This is a genomic window from Lacrimispora sp. (genome assembly GCF_046972725.1).
Classification (GTDB): Bacteria; Bacillota; Clostridia; order Lachnospirales; family Lachnospiraceae; genus Lacrimispora.
The window spans coordinates 804,303-820,932 of record NZ_JBKVXF010000001.1; the positions used below are offsets into that span (position 1 = coordinate 804,303).

Annotated in this window: 21 protein-coding genes and 1 tRNA gene; 7 read left to right on the forward strand and 15 right to left on the reverse strand. The window is 43.3% G+C overall.

Translation table 11 applies throughout. The features are described from left to right. Positions 1-63 precede the first annotated feature (63 nt). The 13 genes from ACLTWA_RS04025 to ACLTWA_RS04085 all read right to left on the reverse strand — a co-directional run bounded on the left by ACLTWA_RS04025 (position 64) and on the right by ACLTWA_RS04085 (position 8,258). Entirely contained in the window at positions 64-420 is a 357-nt protein-coding gene (locus tag ACLTWA_RS04025; protein ID WP_412326272.1) for a SpoVA/SpoVAEb family sporulation membrane protein, read from the reverse strand. 17 nt (positions 421-437) lie between these two features. Then, entirely contained in the window at positions 438-1,460 is a 1,023-nt protein-coding gene (spoVAD, locus tag ACLTWA_RS04030; protein ID WP_412326273.1) for a stage V sporulation protein AD, read from the reverse strand. A 31-nt stretch (positions 1,461-1,491) separates the two neighbouring features. Next, a complete protein-coding gene (locus tag ACLTWA_RS04035) occupies positions 1,492-1,944 on the reverse strand; it encodes a SpoVA/SpoVAEb family sporulation membrane protein (RefSeq protein WP_412326274.1) in 453 nt (150 codons plus the stop codon). A 31-nt stretch (positions 1,945-1,975) separates the two neighbouring features. Continuing rightward, entirely contained in the window at positions 1,976-2,404 is a 429-nt protein-coding gene (locus tag ACLTWA_RS04040) for a stage V sporulation protein AB (protein WP_412326276.1), read from the reverse strand. Continuing rightward, positions 2,391-3,017, reverse strand: a complete 627-nt coding sequence (locus tag ACLTWA_RS04045; protein WP_412326277.1) for a stage V sporulation protein AA — start codon at positions 3,015-3,017, stop codon at positions 2,391-2,393. The genes ACLTWA_RS04040 and ACLTWA_RS04045 overlap by 14 nt, the downstream gene beginning before the upstream one ends. After that, positions 3,014-3,175: a hypothetical protein gene (locus ACLTWA_RS04050; protein WP_412326278.1), complete on the reverse strand. Its 162-nt coding sequence runs from the start codon at positions 3,173-3,175 to the stop codon at positions 3,014-3,016. Before ACLTWA_RS04050 ends, ACLTWA_RS04045 begins: the two co-directional genes overlap by 4 nt. A 63-nt stretch (positions 3,176-3,238) precedes the next feature. Then, positions 3,239-3,952, reverse strand: a complete 714-nt coding sequence (gene sigF, locus ACLTWA_RS04055) for an RNA polymerase sporulation sigma factor SigF (RefSeq protein ID WP_412326279.1) — start codon at positions 3,950-3,952, stop codon at positions 3,239-3,241. A 5-nt stretch (positions 3,953-3,957) separates the two neighbouring features. After that, the gene (gene spoIIAB, locus ACLTWA_RS04060; protein WP_412326280.1) at positions 3,958-4,392 is read right to left on the reverse strand and encodes an anti-sigma F factor; all 435 of its coding nucleotides are present in this window, start codon (positions 4,390-4,392) and stop codon (positions 3,958-3,960) included. A 10-nt stretch (positions 4,393-4,402) separates the two neighbouring features. Further along, a complete protein-coding gene (locus tag ACLTWA_RS04065; RefSeq protein WP_394526321.1) occupies positions 4,403-4,744 on the reverse strand; it encodes an anti-sigma factor antagonist in 342 nt (113 codons plus the stop codon). A 98-nt stretch (positions 4,745-4,842) separates the two neighbouring features. Next, positions 4,843-6,159 (reverse strand): hypothetical protein, encoded by a 1,317-nt coding sequence (locus ACLTWA_RS04070; RefSeq protein WP_412326281.1) that lies wholly within the window; start codon positions 6,157-6,159, stop codon positions 4,843-4,845. Positions 6,160-6,170: 11 nt separating this feature from the next. Then, the gene (locus tag ACLTWA_RS04075; protein ID WP_412326283.1) at positions 6,171-6,311 is read right to left on the reverse strand and encodes a hypothetical protein; all 141 of its coding nucleotides are present in this window, start codon (positions 6,309-6,311) and stop codon (positions 6,171-6,173) included. Continuing rightward, a complete protein-coding gene (locus tag ACLTWA_RS04080) occupies positions 6,304-7,629 on the reverse strand; it encodes a bifunctional folylpolyglutamate synthase/dihydrofolate synthase (RefSeq protein WP_412326284.1) in 1,326 nt (441 codons plus the stop codon). Before ACLTWA_RS04080 ends, ACLTWA_RS04075 begins: the two co-directional genes overlap by 8 nt. A 245-nt stretch (positions 7,630-7,874) precedes the next feature. Continuing rightward, positions 7,875-8,258, reverse strand: coding sequence for a RidA family protein (locus ACLTWA_RS04085; protein ID WP_412327172.1), 384 nt, complete (start codon positions 8,256-8,258; stop codon positions 7,875-7,877). 204 nt (positions 8,259-8,462) lie between these two features. Between ACLTWA_RS04085 and ACLTWA_RS04090 the strand changes: the two genes are divergently transcribed. Further along, complete coding sequence (locus tag ACLTWA_RS04090) at positions 8,463-9,080, forward strand: DUF1836 domain-containing protein (protein ID WP_412326285.1); 618 nt, start codon at positions 8,463-8,465, stop codon at positions 9,078-9,080. Between the two features lie 43 nt (positions 9,081-9,123). On the opposite strand, the gene ACLTWA_RS04095 is transcribed toward ACLTWA_RS04090, so the two are convergent. Together ACLTWA_RS04095 and ACLTWA_RS04100 are read right to left on the reverse strand one after the other, a co-directional pair. After that, positions 9,124-9,423, reverse strand: a complete 300-nt coding sequence (locus tag ACLTWA_RS04095) for a YerC/YecD family TrpR-related protein (protein WP_412326286.1) — start codon at positions 9,421-9,423, stop codon at positions 9,124-9,126. Between the two features lie 81 nt (positions 9,424-9,504). Further along, positions 9,505-10,314, reverse strand: coding sequence for a Cof-type HAD-IIB family hydrolase (locus tag ACLTWA_RS04100; RefSeq protein ID WP_412326287.1), 810 nt, complete (start codon positions 10,312-10,314; stop codon positions 9,505-9,507). Between the two features lie 154 nt (positions 10,315-10,468). Between ACLTWA_RS04100 and ACLTWA_RS04105 the strand changes: the two genes are divergently transcribed. From ACLTWA_RS04105 to ACLTWA_RS04130, 6 genes are all read left to right on the forward strand, one after another. Then, positions 10,469-10,600 (forward strand): hypothetical protein, encoded by a 132-nt coding sequence (locus tag ACLTWA_RS04105; protein WP_412326288.1) that lies wholly within the window; start codon positions 10,469-10,471, stop codon positions 10,598-10,600. Between the two features lie 75 nt (positions 10,601-10,675). Next, positions 10,676-11,683, forward strand: coding sequence for an ABC transporter substrate-binding protein (locus ACLTWA_RS04110; RefSeq protein WP_412326289.1), 1,008 nt, complete (start codon positions 10,676-10,678; stop codon positions 11,681-11,683). 66 nt (positions 11,684-11,749) lie between these two features. Then, positions 11,750-11,822, forward strand: a tRNA-Ala gene (locus tag ACLTWA_RS04115). Between the two features lie 249 nt (positions 11,823-12,071). After that, positions 12,072-12,815 (forward strand): OB-fold protein, encoded by a 744-nt coding sequence (locus tag ACLTWA_RS04120; RefSeq protein WP_412326290.1) that lies wholly within the window; start codon positions 12,072-12,074, stop codon positions 12,813-12,815. A 289-nt stretch (positions 12,816-13,104) separates the two neighbouring features. Further along, entirely contained in the window at positions 13,105-14,778 is a 1,674-nt protein-coding gene (locus ACLTWA_RS04125) for a S8 family peptidase (RefSeq protein WP_412326291.1), read from the forward strand. A 93-nt stretch (positions 14,779-14,871) separates the two neighbouring features. Then, the gene (locus tag ACLTWA_RS04130; protein WP_412326292.1) at positions 14,872-16,545 is read left to right on the forward strand and encodes a S8 family peptidase; all 1,674 of its coding nucleotides are present in this window, start codon (positions 14,872-14,874) and stop codon (positions 16,543-16,545) included. The last annotated feature ends 85 nt before the right edge of the window (positions 16,546-16,630 follow it).

Below are 16,630 nucleotides of genomic sequence, written 5' to 3' on the forward strand. Positions count from 1 at the left end.
TTAGAATAGCACGATTTTTTTTCACTGTCAATAAAAAGAAAAAACAAATATTTTGTTCCGTTCTTAACTCTTCATCTTTGGCTTAAATAAAATAGAGCCCAGATAGCCAAAGATAAGTGCCCCGGAAATACCTACTGCACTGGCAGTAAACCCGCCTTTGAATATTCCCAGAAATCCATCTTCCCCCATGCTCTTCCAAACACCTTTCCATAGGGTGTTTCCAAAACCCAGAAGCGGAACTGTGGCTCCTGCGCCTGCCCAATCAGCAAACGGCTGATAAAGCCCAACAGCACCAAGAATGCTTCCGCTTACCACCAGAAGTACCATAATACGGCCTGGCATCAGCTTTGTATTGTCCATTAATATCTGTATCAGTGCGCAGATTACTCCTCCAACTAAAAATGCTTTTACGTAGTCCATCGCTTGCTCCTTTCCTCTTATGAGTGGCTTTCAATATGCTCTATAACGACTCCATGGGCAATGCCGGGAATAGTTTCTCCTTCATTGAAGCTGACCGTGGAAAGCAATGCGCCTGTGGGAACGAATAAAACCCTTTTCCACTCTCCGCTCTGCACTTTGGGAAGAATATAAGCACACAGGGTTGCAGCGGCACAGCCGCAGCCGCTTCCTCCAGCATGTGTGTCCTGAGACTCACTGTCAAAAATTTCGATTCCGCAGTCTGTATGGATCTTTTCCAGATCATGACCTTTGTTTTTCATAAAATCCAGTAAAATGGTCCGGCCGACCTGCCCCAAATCACCTGTAATGATTTTATCATAATAGGACTCATCAACTGAAAAATCGTCAAAATTCTGCTGAATGGTGTGGAAGGCTGACGGAGCCATGGCTGCCCCCATGTTCATGGAATCCTTGATTCCCATATCCACCATACGGCCGGTGGTGATTCCGGAAATGGCAGCGATACCTTCCTTTTTGTTTTTTCCAAGAATAATGGCACCGCATCCGGTTACGGTCCATGAGGCGGAAAACGGCCGTTGGTTTCCGTATCCCAGCGGAAAACGGAATTGCTTTTCTGCCGTTGCAAAATGACTGGAAGCCATAGTCATTACTTTATCGGCATAGCCGGCTGCTACTGTCATTGCTCCAAGGTTCAATGCTTCTCCCATGGTGGAGCATGCTCCGAATAAACCAAACAGCGGTATTTCCAGATCCACAGTTCCAAAAGAAGTGGCGATCAGCTGTCCAAGCAAATCACCGGCAAACAAATAGCGAATATCTTTTCTCCGTATATCCCTCTTTTCTATGGCAAGATCAGCGGTCTGCTTCTGGAGAGCACTCTCTGCCTTTTCCCAGGTATCCGCTCCAAACATATCATCCTGCTCTACCACATCAAATAGTTTACCCAAAGGGCCCTGCCCTTCTTTTTTACCGACAATTGATGCCATACTTTCAATGACCGGCGGTTCCTCAAATTTTATGCTTGCTTTTCCTAACTGCATGTTCTCTCTCCATTTCTCTGCTTGTTCCTACCTACAGTATCCCAAAAGCCATTAATACATAGGCGATAACTCCAAGAATCCAGGAGCTTAATATTCCATATAAAATGACGGGACCGGCAATGGTAAATATCTTACAGCCAATACCAAATACCTGACCTTCCGCCTTAAATTCCACAGCCGGAGCCACGACTGAGTTTGCAAAGCCAGTAATCGGCACCAGGGCACCGGCACCTCCGAATTTTACGATTTTGGGATAGATATTAAGTCCAGTCAAAATCACACTGGCTGCAATCAGGACCAGAAGGGTCCAGGAAGCAGCAGATTCTTTTTCAATCCCCAGATTCATGAAATAATTTGTACAAAGCTGTCCCAGGGTGCATATGATTCCTCCTACGAAAAATGCTTTTATAAGCCCCGGTATTTTTTTATTTACCGGTGTTACTTCTTTTACATATGCTTCATAAGCTTTTTTGTTTATCTCCATTGTTTTCCTCCATTCTGTACCATATATCCGGTTACTGTCCGAACCGTTCTGCAAAAAAAACCAGCGATCCCACCATTTTGCCAAGTCCAAGGGATAGAATGATATACTGCAGACCAACCCCAATATGGATCCGGCGGCTGATGACAGGCAGTGCTTTTAACGTTTCTGCAAGTGACATCACCAGGCAGCCTACGAATATTCCTACAGCTAAACCGTAAATCCCCAAAGCCACATTCCCTCCAAAACCTATGGGGAATTCATAAATATCTGAGATATTTCCCAGTACTCCACCAAGGATAATGCACGTTTCAAACAGAATGATGTGTTTTTTGGTTTTGGTATATCCGATGATCCGGGGGAAGATACCTATCATTGCTAAAAAAGCAAAAACGCCGGCTGCGATAATGCCGCCAGCGCTTAACCCGATAAAACAAAGGAATACTTCTTTAAGTAACATCAATATCGGACTCCTTTCTTCCATCATTCTGGATCAGAGTTTTGCTGACGTTATCTTCATAAAGGCGCATTTCCACCTCAATGGGCGTCGGATCAGTATTGATCTTGAACTTTGCAAAATGATTAAAAAAACCGACAATTCCCAAAAACAGGCCAACAGAATAGCTGACTTCCATAATTGTGAATCCGCTTGACTCCTTCCTCATCACAATTTTATAAATCTCCTTAAATACATCCGTTACACTGACATCGTTATTAAAAGTCATAATTGCAAAAGAAGCACCGCAGAAACATATGATACATACAAAAATAGTTTTTGCCCATTGCCATGCCCAATACGGAGGCTTAGGCTTGTGGTAATCGATGATATATTCCACTTTTCCTACATTCGTGACAGATATGGTGGGGTCCATCTCCACCAGCTTCTTTATGACATCGAGAGCGCTTTCCACATACCTTTTATTCTGATCCAGATGAATGGTTTTGATTCTCATGGCCTTACACTTATTCATAGTGGCAGAATCATCACAATATACGTCAGCTACATCTTTCAGCTGGATCTCCTTATGGCGTACTTCGGTAATTTCATTGATGTTTAAGTATACTGTCTTGCTCATGAAACCATCATCCCCAATCCGGGAAATGCTTCTACAAGAGTACCTTCTTTTTCAAGACCATCCGGCATAACCGCAATCATATACCAGATAGCAACTGCAACTGCAATCAGGCACACTACAAGAAGTGCCATGACAAGCTTATGTTTAACGGATTCCATACGTGCTCACATCCTTTTCTCTGGTTTTTCAAAGTTAGTATGAGCCGTACAGATTTTTTTATTCTATAATTTTTCACGCATTTGCTTTAAAATCTTTTTTTCCAGCCGGGAAACCTGAACCTGGGATATTCCCAGTTTTAATGCAATCTGACTTTGGGTTTCATTGTAATAATAGCGCCTGATTATAATCTCTCTGTCTTTGTCAGAAAGTTCCGTAAGCAGATCCCGAAGCACCATACGGTTTAGAAGTTCTTCCTGGGCAGAGCTTTCTTCTTCGATCTTATCAATCAGCAAAATGCTGTTTTCATCATTTTTATTGACGGAACGATATAAGGATTCCACCTCTGCACCAGCTTCCATGGAGGCTGCCACTTCTTCTTTGCTGGCCCCGATTTCTCCGGCGATTTCTTCCACCGTAGGCTCTCTGCCAAAACGAAACACCAGCTCTTCCCGCACCCGTTTTACTTTCAATGCCATCTCCTTAATGGAACGGCTGACTTTGATCATTCCGTCATCTCTTAAGAACCGTTTGATTTCTCCTGTAATCATGGGCACCGCATAAGTGGAAAATTTTACATCGTAGGATAAATCAAATTTATCGATGGCTTTCATTAAACCAATGCTGCCAATCTGAAATAAATCCTCCGGTTCATAACCACGCCCTGTAAACCTGCGCACAATGCTCCAGATCAACCCGAAATTATCCGTTACAAGCTGATCCCTTGCCGCTTTATCTCCTTCGTGAGCCATTTCTATCAATCTCATGGTCTCATCCATAGGGCTCACCCGTTAATCTTCTTTTTCATGGTCACGGCAGTTCCTTCATTCGGCGCCGATTGTACTTCCACCTGGTCCATAAATGCCTCCATAAAGGAAAATCCCATGCCGGTACGCTCTCCGTCAGGATCTGTGGTATACATGGGCTCCATGGCCTGCTTAATATCCGGTATCCCGATTCCTGTATCCCGAATGGTAATGGATATCTCCTGACCTTCCACCCCAACTTCCAGGTATATAATCCCTCCCTTCCCCTGATATCCATGGATGACCGCATTGGTAACTGCCTCTGACACGGCTGTTTTTACATCATCCACCTCTTCCAGAGTAGGATTCAATCTTGCCATAAAAACAGCCACTGCCACTCTGGCAAACTCCTCATTCTTTGACAAGGCTTCCAATTCCATTTTCAGAATTTCTGGTTTGTTCTGTTCAGACATACGTTCCTCCTCAACCTGTGACTGCTGCTTCCTTAGAGTCATATAATTTCATTAATTTTAAAATGCCTCCCATTTTAAGAATGCGGAGAGCCTGGGCGCCTGCACCGTAGATGGCAACGGTTCCCCCGCTTAAAGCCATCTGTTTGTATCGATTCAACAAAATTCCTAATCCCGAGGAATCCATAAATCTTGTTTTTGTAAAATCAAACAGAATCCGTTTGATATAATTTTCTGACAGGATCAAATCGGTTTCGTATTTCAGTCCCGAGCAGTTATGATGATCCAGCTCCTCCGGCAGATGTACGATCAGTGTATGACCATCTGCCTCATAGGTAAAGTGCGGTTGATTCATATGCAATCTCCTCCATTCCTTATTGTCTTCCCGTAATAGAAAAAAGACACCACAAAAAAAGATTTCTCTTCTGTAGTGTCTTTTCATAGAACTGTTTTTTAAAAACCACGTTCTGTTTTTGCTTTTGCTGTTAATTCTGCATCTTTGCTGTTATTGATAATATCGGAAAACAGCCCATTGGCCTGATCCTTCTGATCCATTCCCTTATAAATGACTGCAGACTTAAATTTTGCCTGCCAGCTGGCTGGTTTCAACTCTATACATTTTGAATAATAAACAAGTGCTGTCTGGCTGTCACCGGCTGCCGTCGCTTTATCTCCCAGGTCTTCCAAAATGGACGTCCCCTTCTCAGCCATATCTTTTCTGATTTCTCCAATGACTGCCTGTACATCCTCTGAAGTGATGAGGGTCGGGTCCAAACCGGCATAGATCTTGACTGCTGTATTAAAATCATTCTTTTTATACGCCTCAAGAATGCCTATGACTGCCTGATACTGGGCTAAAATGCTGTCAGCATTATTGGTCAGGGAGGCCAGAGAATCCTCTGCTGCCTTTTTCTCCGCCTTTAAGGTCTCCAGCTGGGCATTTAAGCTGTCAGACTTTTTATTGGCCTGGCTCAACTGTTCGCTGTATTTTAACATCTCCTTGTTATGAGCTTCATTGATGGATTTTGTATTGGCAGGCATGACCAGGAAAAAGATAACGGCTGCCCCCAAAACAAGCCCCGCCAGAATATTCATAACGGCCTGGTCCCTTGTGGTTTCCCTGTAACTGGGAGGTATGATCACATCATCATCTTCCATCTGTCTGTGGGAAACTGCGTTTTTCAGTTTTCTCTTTTCCGGTTCCTTCTCAGACTTTATATTCACACCGGAAGACTTCACCAGAGATTTATAGTATAAGGCCTTGGGGTGGTTGCAGTCAATCTGGAGCACCTTATTAACTGCCTTGCCCGCTTTTTGGTAATCCCCTCTGGCAATGCACAGTATGGCAAACAAAAGCTGGGCTTTTACATAGTTTGGCTTGCTTTCCACCACTTTGTTCAGCTGTAAGATTGCAAGATCCTCGCTTCCATTCTGCGCGTATACCAGCGCCTGATTGAATCTGCGCACCAGACGCCGTTCATTATCCATAGTGCCTTTTTTCCGCTGTATTTCTCCCAGATAATAATCTGCCCGGTTCTCCTCCGGCTGAAGGTTCATACTGATTACCCACTGGACCAGAGCGTCGCCCACCTCTCCGACCTCATAATATATAAGTCCCAAAAGGTTTCTTGCATCTGTCATATACTTATTAAAATGCAGGCTTTTCTTCAGACATTCTGCTGCTCCGGATAAATCCCTGAGCCTGGCTTTATCCAGTCCCATATTGTAATAGCTGTTTGCTATATAACGGGTTTTTCTTTCATAATCCATATCTTAACCGCCTATTCCTTGCTGACTTCTTTTATAAGATCCATCATTAAGTCCTTCATATCCGTCAAATCGCTTCTCACAATGGCATCTTCAATAGCATCAACCTCAAGGCTTGGCCTGTATTCGTTAATTTCAGCTTCAAAATCAATCATAACCGTTCCTCCTTAAAACTGCTTTAATTTCGCCCATTAAGTAAAGAGAGCCAACACAAAAAAGCAGGTGGCCTTCCTTTCTTTCCTTCAGCATATATAAAACAGCCTCTTCTACTGTGGTAAATCCTTTTGCCTGTTTTTTGCAGTAACTTTGGAATTCCTGAAGAAGAATTTCCGCGTCCAGTCCCCGTTCTGAATCCATATGAGCCACCGCCACATGATTCAAAGGAAGTGACCCGGCTATCCTTTTTATCATCGTTTTGTGATCCTTACCGGAAACTGCCGAAAACAAAAGGTCCGCCTGTTTTTGTCTCTTCCTGCATAAACCAGACGCTGCTTTTATAAATGCTTCTATTCCTCCCGGATTGTGGGCACCATCGAGGAAGACACCTGGCAAAACCTCTTCCATCCTTGCCGGCCAGCGCATCTGTGCAAATCCTTCCCTTATGCCTTTCATTCCTCCCAATCCAGCCGCTTCCAATGCGCGATAGGAAAGAAGCCCGTTCATGATCTGATACTCTCCGTGGGAGGGTATGGAGACTTCGACAAACGCTCCTTTTGTATTTATAAATCCGGCCTTAAAACCAAAATCCTCATAACCGGTTATCCTATAGTCATGCCTGTCCACTTCATAAAAGGAAACGCCAAGCTCTTTTGCCCTGCATGTTATTACGCAAGACGCCTGACTGTCATTCCCGTCAAAAACCAATGGAACACCTTTCTTAATAATACCAGCTTTTTCTGCTGCAATTTTTTCAATCGTATCCCCCAAATATTCTGTATGATCCAGACTGATGGAGGTAATTACCGAAACAAGCGGATGTCTTATGGCGTTGGTAGTATCAAGCCTTCCTCCAAGTCCTGCTTCCAGAATGACATAATCCACTTTCTCCTTCCGGAACATGTCCATTGCCATATAAAACAGAAATTCAAAATAGGAAGGATGGCAGAACCCTTTCTCCACCATATGCTCAGAAAGTTTCCGAACACTTTCGTAACTTTCTGAAAATGCATTTTCAGAAACCATCTTTCCGTCTATGGAAAAACGTTCCCTTGTCTCAATCAGATGGGGCGAGGTAAATGTCCCCACACGGAATCCGGAACTTAATAAGGCAGACTGGAGAAATGCGCATACCGACCCTTTCCCATTGGTTCCGGCCACATGAAAAATCTTCATATTCTCTTCCGGCTCTCCCATCTCACCCAAAAACATTCGGATATCTGCCAGAGAATTTTTCTTATTGGCCCACATTGGAATCCTGTCTAAGTATTCTTCTGCCGTCTCTTTTAGATTCATCGTAAAAGTACCAACTTCCATTGTTAAATTAAACCTTGATTTTATTCCTGATGGGTAAAATCAATCATCAGATACGTAAAGAAGCAATCGAACTTCCTCAATTTATTATAATATAAGTCCGTCAATATGCAACCCATTTCTTTCGCAAAAAGCCCTTAATTTCTACAATGACTCCCGAATTACCGTTCCTACGGGAATAAAAAAGAGAGCATTGCTTTTTAAGAGCCCTACTCCCTGATGTTATTTTAATAATATAGTCCAAAAATTTATTTACCGCAATAGGCAACCGCTTCAATTTCAATCAGCGAATCTTTTGGCAAAGCAGCAACCTCAAAGGCAGCTCTTGCAGGACATGTTCCTTCAAAAAAAGTTGCATATACTTCATTCATGGCAGCGAAGTCACTGATATTTTTCAACAATACGGTTGTCTTTACCACATTGTCCATGGTTAAACCGTCACTTGCCAGAATCGACTGAATGTTTGTCAGGGACTGTCTGGTCTGTACCGCAATATCATCTCCTGCAAATGCACCGGTAGCCGGGTCAATGGGAAGCTGGCCTGATACATATACGTAATCTCCGCAGCGCACCCCCTGGGAATACGGACCGATCGCTGCCGGTGCTTTTTCTGTAGCCAATGCTTTTTTTATCATGTTGTATCTCCTTTCATTCGTAAGACTAATAGTTTTAGATTATCATACATTCCTCAAAAGTCAAGAATCTCCTGCAGGCTTTTGAAACATTTGATATTTTATCATCGTTTACCTCTTGTCATCTGGTATTGAATACTATATAATATGATAAAGTGATTTATCTCTTGTGTGGGGCACTTCACGCACAGAACGGAGGAATACATGAAAACAAACGACGAGAGAATGCAGGATATATTAAAGCACTTAGAATCATTTCAGCACATTAAACCGGAAACCATCCCTAACATAGATCTCTATATGGACCAGGTCACAACCTTTATGGATGAACATCTGAAAAATACGAAACGCTATCCGGAAGACAAGGTTCTCACAAAAACCATGATCAATAATTATGCCAAGAATAATCTTCTCCCGGCTCCCAATAAAAAGAAATATACCAGAGAACACATTCTATTACTTATATTTATCTACTATTTTAAGAATCTTCTTTCCTTCCATGATATCGAGCAGATGTTCCGCCCCATAACAGAAAAACACTTCAACCGGCCGGAGGATATGCCTCTGGAAGAAATATACAAAGAGATCTTTGCGCAGGAAGAATCTGAATTAAGCCGCATCAAAGCGGATATCAAAGATAAATATGAACACGCCCAGTCAGCCTTTGCGGACAAAGACTTAGAGCCTGAGGACCAGGAGTATCTACGTCTCTTCTCCTGGATCTGCAGCCTTTCCTTTGACGTTTATATGAAAAAGCAGGTCATTGAACAGCTCATTGACGGTCTGGCAGAAAGTGATTCAGGGAATAAAAAGAAAAAGTAACTAAAAAATATGGGACAACAGCCCTTGAGGCCTGTCCCTTTTTTTAATCTTCTTTCTTCTCTTCCAGACGTTTAAACACCATATCATAGCCGTCGTTTCCATAATTTAAGGAACGGTTGACACGGCTGATGGTCGCAGTGGATGCACCTGTTTTTTCTGCGATTTCCAAATAAGTACGGCCCTCTCTCAGCATCTTAGCCACTTCATACCTTTGGGATAAGCTTAACAGCTCATTCACCGTACAGACATCCTCAAAAAAAGTGTAACATTCTTCCGGTGTCTTTATGGTTAAAATTGCTTCAAACAGATGGTCTACCGCGTCTGTCTTAATCTTTTTATTCATAATATTATTCAGTCCCCTTTATTCAACTTTTACTCCAGGTACATTTTAACATATTAAAGTCTTAAAATCCACCCCAGCCGATCAGGAAAGCATATATTTTTCCACCACATGGGCGATACCATCCGCATTGTTTGACAGGGTCACGTAATCTGCCGCTTCTTTTACTGCAGTAACTGCATTCTCCATGGCAACACCGAGCCCGGCATACTCAATCATAGACAAATCATTATACCCATCTCCGCAGGCAATCATCTCTTCCCGGCTCATGCCCAGGCGGGCAAGCAGACGTTCCAGACTGGCCGCTTTATCGATTCCTTTTGGAAGAATCTCTAAAAAGAACGGCTCTGAACGGTAAACACTGTATTCATCGCCAAGAAAAGCTTTTACCTTTGGCTCCACCATCTGAAGAAGGTCTCCTTCTCCCAGCATTAAGAATTTTACGACCGGAAACTTTACGTAAGCTTCCATATCTTTGATTTCTTTTACCTGAAGCTTATTGATGGCAGCTTCTTTCTTTACGTATTGATCCGAAGCATCCGGAGTAATGATCAAATCCTCCTCGTAGGTAAGGAGGTTCACTCCATGTTCTTTGGAAAGTCTTATAATCGTTTCATTGGATTCCACCGGCAGTTCTTTTGCAAAAACAGTTTGTCCGGTGCTGCAGTCAATGATCCTGCCGCCGTTAAAAGATAAGATATATCCTCCGGTCCTGTCAAGTTCCAGTTCCCTGGCAAGCGGCATGATCCCATAAGTAGGACGTCCGGAAGCCAGAACAATCATACCGCCCTGACGCTTTAATTCAAACAGTGCTTCTTTTGTTTTGGGGGTAATCTCCTTATTCCGGTTGGTCAGCGTTCCATCCAGATCCAGCACAATCATTCGATAGTTCATTCTATTTCTCCCGCTTTTGTTGATTTACCATAGCAGTATATCACAGTTTATCTTCTTAATCCATTCTAAAATAAATAATCGGCTCAATGGGCGTAACAGGTGCCTGTCCCTTCTCATACAATGCTACCAGAACAACCAAAGAAGGAGGAACCGTGTGAATCGGACAATATTTTTATTACTGGCGGCTTTCATGGTGGCCGCCTCTTTTACAAGCTGCAGATATTCGGCCAGAAAGCACATCCGGCCTCTTTTCTTCCATGTTACCACCGAGACCATGAGACTATGATTTTTTTTGAGACAAGGTACCAATCTCCGAGTAATTAATAATATGTAGTATTAAGATTTCCCTAAGGAGGATTGTATGAGAAAAGCTTTACACTTTTTTCTGTCTGTTATACTTACCGGGACTGCCATACTCAGCCTGACAGCCTGCGGTTCACAAGCAAAACCATCAAATTTAACTCCGGTCACATTAAACGAAGTCGCCCATTCCATCTTTTATGCGCCTCAATACGCAGCCATTGAGCTTGGTTATTTTGAGGAGGAGGGTATCCATTTAACCCTTATCAATGGAGCAGGGGCGGATAAAGTTATGACTGCACTGATTTCAGGTGATGCCGATATTGGATTTATGGGTTCTGAAGCCAGCATCTATACTTATGCCAACGGTTCTGAGGACTATGCCGTAAACTTCGCACAACTGACCCAGCGTGCAGGTAACTTTCTGGTAGGAAGAACCAGCCAGCCTGATTTTAAATGGACGGATCTGAAAGGGAAAAAAGTACTTGGAGGAAGAGCCGGGGGAATGCCTCAGATGGTCTTTGAGTATATATTAAAAAAGAACGGCATGGATCCGGCCACGGACCTATCCATTGACCAGAGTATTAACTTTGGATTAACTGCCGCAGCTTTTACCAGCAATGATGCCGACTATACCGTAGAATTTGAACCGTTTGCCACAGGACTTGAAAAGGAAGGCAGCGGCTTTGTTGTAGCATCTCTGGGTGTTGATTCGGGATATGTACCCTACACTGCTTACAGCGCAAAGAAAAGCTATATGGAAAAGAATCCGGAAATCATTCAGAAGTTCACCAATGCGATTCAGAAAGGATTGGAATATGTTGATTCCCATTCTTCTGAGGAAATTGCAAAAGTGATCCAGCCACAGTTTAAGGAAACCGATGTGGAAACGATTGCTGCAATCGTAGACCGCTATAAAGCGCAGGATACCTGGAAAAAGGATACTGTTTTTGAGAAGGAAAGCTTTGATCTTCTCCAGAATATTCTGGAAGAATCCGGTCAGTTAAAGAAACGGGTTCCGTATGAAGATCTTGTGACTACGGTTTTTTCGGAAAAAGCTGCCAAATAAACCTCCTTTTTCCAGTCATGCAAAAAACACTTGTAATTCCCCGTTTGAGTGTTATAATTTAGACAAGGGGATATAGCTCAGTTGGGAGAGCGATGCGTTCGCAACGCATAGGTCACGAGTTCGAATCTCGCTATCTCCAGAAAATGGAACAATTCCATTTTTAATAAACAGCCAAGACTCCGGAAATTCCTGTAAAAGCAGGGACTTCCGGTGTTTTTGTTTATTGTGTATTAAGAAATTGTTCATATTATTTCATTATATTCTTTTTTCTGAATGTATTTATTGTCTTTTCTGAACTTCTATGATAGTATTGTTTGGCATGAGTGGAAATGTATGGATAAAACGGCCTATGGCCTTTTATATAATCAAAGGAAAAGAGGAACCGAGTATGGATAACCCAAACGCTACCAATCAATTTCAGCCTTCACAGGCACCTGAGAAAACACCATTTTATCAAACCACATGGTTTATTTTATTAATGATGTTCTGCTGCTGCTTCCCAGTCGGTCTGTTTCTGATGTGGAAGTACAAAAAGTTTCATATCGGTGTAAGAATTGCTTTTACCAGCTTTTTTATACTGTTGTTCTTAATCTCATTCATTGGCGGAATTGTTAATGTCGTTGGATCATCAAAAAAAGCATCTACGGCTTATAGTTCAGCGTATTCTGAGGATAAATATGCGGATTCAGACTATGAAACCACCGAAGATATTCTTGCTGAGACAACTCAGGCACCTGCTGCAACTACTCCTGCTGAGACTGCAGAAGTAATCCTGGAAGAAACCACTGCTGCTATTACGGATATGACCACAGGATATTATCAGGATATTACTCCTGGTGATTTATTAAATGCCTATGAAGCAAATCAGGTTGCTGCAGATGAACTCTATAAAGACCAGAACCTTCGTTTAACTGGAGTCATATTAGAAATCGGTAATGATTCCTCTAATAGAGCATATATCACGTTCGAGAGCAGTGATACATATAACATTACGACTGTTCAGTGTTACTTCAGTGACTCTGCACAAATCGAAAAGCTTTCATCCTTGACAAAAGGAGATACAATTACAGTATTAGGAGTTTGCGGTGGAAAATTCGCCAACGTATTCTTAAACGATTGTATCATAGAATAACATAATAAAAAGCAGCCTCTGCTCCGTGTTTTTCCATGGGACGGCGGCTGCTTATTTTTTCTTGATTTTCACAGGCTGACAGGGCACACTATAATCAATCGTTCACGAAGATCATTTCTATACAGGAGGCATGCCATGAAAATCACTGTAATTACCGGTACCGGGCAGAAAGGCTGGATAGAACTCCACAAAAAACCAGGAATAAACAATCCCTGCAGCCGCTCATATTAAATTTCTGTCTGCATAATATAGAACAAATGCTTCTTTTGAATAAGTCCGGGAGGCAAGTTTGGAAAAAATTCTGGATAATAATTATTATGATCTTATTATCAATAATGTATCCGTCCCTTTGTATGATACAGGGGATAATATTACATTGCTCAATCTCAGGCATTCTCTTTTAAACATACCAAGAACAGAGTTTGATCCCTGTATCCTGGGGCAATATCCTTACCACAACTTTCCCTCCTTATATACTCCTACCTCAACCATCAGTATTGAGGCCTCCGGAATCGGCAGCGTGCAACGAAACCCATTCTTAAATTTACTTGGAAGAGGGATTCTTATCGGCATTATCGATACCGGAATCGACTATCCCCATCAGGCGTTTCTGCATAATGACAACACCACAAAGATTCTTTCCATCTGGGACCAGTCCATTCAAACAGGCCCCCCTCCCGCAGGCTTTACCTTTGGCACTGAATACAGCAGGGAAATGATAAACATTGCTTTACGTTCAGAAAATCCCTTTTCCATGGTTCCCACCAATGATACAGACGGTCACGGGACTGCCATCGCAAGTATCATTGCCGGCAGGCCCAATGAAGTGAATGCCTTTTCCGGCGTTGTACCGGAAGCAGAACTGGTGGTTGTAAAACTTAAGGACGCAAAGCCTAACATAAAGGAGGTATTCTTCGTTCCTGAAGACCGGCTCTGTTATCAGGAATCCGATATTATACTGGCTCTCCGTTATCTGGAAACCTACGCTTTAACTGTGAGCCGTCCTATGGTCATCTGCATTGCTATGGGAAGCAATCAGGGGGGGCATGACGGCAGCGGCGCCTTAAGCAATTATTTAAATTATCTTGCAAGGATTCCCGGTATCGGAGTTTCTGTTTCTGCAGGCAATGAAGGCAACAGCCGCAGGCATTATTTCAACAGCACGACCAATGCCCCTTTTTATAATGATTTTGAGTTAAGGATCGGGGAAAATGACAGGCTTTTTTCTATGGAAATCTGGCCATATGCCCTGGGACGCCTTTCTGTGGATATCTCCTCTCCCAACCGGGAATCCACAAGTCCAGTCTATCCGGCAATCCGTGACTGCAGAATGTTTAATTTTATTTTCACCCCAAGTAATATCTGGGTAAACAATTTTCTCTTTGAAGAAGAAACCGGTGACCAGCTTATTCTGGTGCGTTTTCAGGATGCCCTTCCCGGAGTATGGAGAATCCGGATTCAAAGCCTGGATGATGCCCCACTGTCATTTCATGCATGGCTGCCTTCCGGATACTTAATTTCAAATGAAACCTTTTTTCTTAATCCCAACCCGGATACAACCATAACCTCTCCGGGCAATGGCACCAACCAGCTGACAGTTACCGCTTACAATCAGTTTAATGACAGCATCCTGCTGGAATCCAGCAGAGGGTATACAAGAAATGGACTCGTAAAACCAGACATTGCTGCTCCTGGTTATCAGATAGCCTGTGCATTGCCCAACAACCAGTATGGCACTTTGACAGGAACCGGGGCGGCGGCAGCTCATACGGCAGGTGCCATAGCCATGATCATGGAATGGGGGATTCTCAGGGGCAATCTGACATTGATCACCGGATATGATGTGAACCGGCTTATTATAAGGGGCGCAAGACGTGAAAACACGATTATTTACCCCAACAACATATGGGGCTATGGAAAGCTGGATGTGAACAACTTATTTCTGCGGCTGACAAATATCTAATGCCCCATCACCCGCTTTTTCACCGCTCATAAAGGGATTTCCTTCGCATAATATATACTATATGCTCCATCAGGATAGACAGGAGGCTGGATTTTGAACAAAATACTAGACAATGATTACTATGACTTAATCATAAGTAACATAACCGTCCCATCCTATGATACAGGCGATAATATTACCTTTCTGAGCGAACGCAATTCTTTGCTGCATGTCCTCAGATCCCAGATCGAGCCATGTGATTTAGGCAACCAGCCATACCACACCTTTCCATCTCTTTATACACTTGAATCCACCGTAAGCATTGAAAAATCCGGGATTGGCACCGTTCAGAGAAATCCGTTTCTCAGCCTGTTCGGCCGGGGAATCATTATCGGAGTCATTGATACAGGCATTGATTATCAGCATCCGGCTTTCCGTAACAACGATGGAACCACGCGAATCTTCTCCATATGGGATCAGACCATACAAACCGGGCCAATTCCGGAAGGATTTACCTTTGGCACGGAATTCAGCAGAGAAGCGATCAACCAGGCCCTGATCTCTGAGGATCCACTTTCCATTGTCCCCTCTGTGGATACCAATGGCCATGGGACTGCCATTACCAGCATCATCGCAGGAAAGCCCAATGATGATATGTCATTTTCCGGGATTGTTCCGGAATCCGATATTATCGTTGTAAAACTGAAAGAAGCAAAACAGAACTTAAAAGACATCTTCTTTGTAAGAGAAGATGCCATATGCTTTCAGGAATCTGACATTCAGCTTGGAGCCAGGTATATGCTTACGGCCTCACAGAAACTGGGCCGTCCGGTGGTCATCTGTATTGCTTTGGGAAGCAATCAGGGGGGGCATGACGGCAGAGGGCTTTTAAGCAGCTATCTGACCTATATCGTCCAGCTCCCTGGGATCGGAGTCACCGTTTCCGCAGGAAATGAAGGCAACAAACGGAGGCATTACTTTAATAATACGGCAGTGGCCCCCTTTTACAATGATTTTGAATTGAGAATCGGAGAAAGTGACCGGCTTTTATGGATGGAACTATGGCCTTATGCTCCTGAGAGAATCTCTATAGATATTTCTTCTCCCAACCGGGAATCCACACAGAGAGTTTATCCTACCATCGGTGAATGCAGGAAATTCGATTTTATATTTACCCAGAGTGATATCTGGGTGAACAATATTGTTCTAGAAGAAGAAACCGGCGATCAGCTCATCCTGATCCGTTTTGAAAATCCGGCAGCCGGAATCTGGTATTTCCGGGCACAAAGCGTGGAAGATGAACCGTTTTCTTTCCATTGCTGGCTGCCAAATGGAGATTTGATATCCGACGAAACCTTCTTTTTAAACCCCAATCCGGATACCACGATCACCTCTCCGGCAAACGGCACCAATCAGCTGACTGTAACTGCCTATAATCAGCTCAACGACAGCATACTTGCCGAATCCAGCAGAGGCTATGCCAGAAACGGCCTGGTAAAGCCTGATATTGCCGCTCCCGGATTTCAGATTCCCTGCGCACTTCCCGGCAACCAGTACGGAACTGCTACAGGAACCGGTGCCGCCTGTGCCCATGCTGCAGGGATCGTGGCAATGGTTATGGAATGGGCGGTTCCCCGTGGAAATTACACCTCCATGACAGGCAACGATGTGAACCGTCTGATTATCCGGGGAGCCAGACGCACTACGGCAGAAGTCTATCCCAATAATGTATGGGGATACGGGCAAATCGATATCAACAACCTGTTTGAACGTCTGACCAATATTTAACCATTTAATAAGACCTGTTACTTTTCTTTATGAGTGGCTGGGGAATAATTCGGCTCATCAAACACATACTGTTAAAGAATAGGAG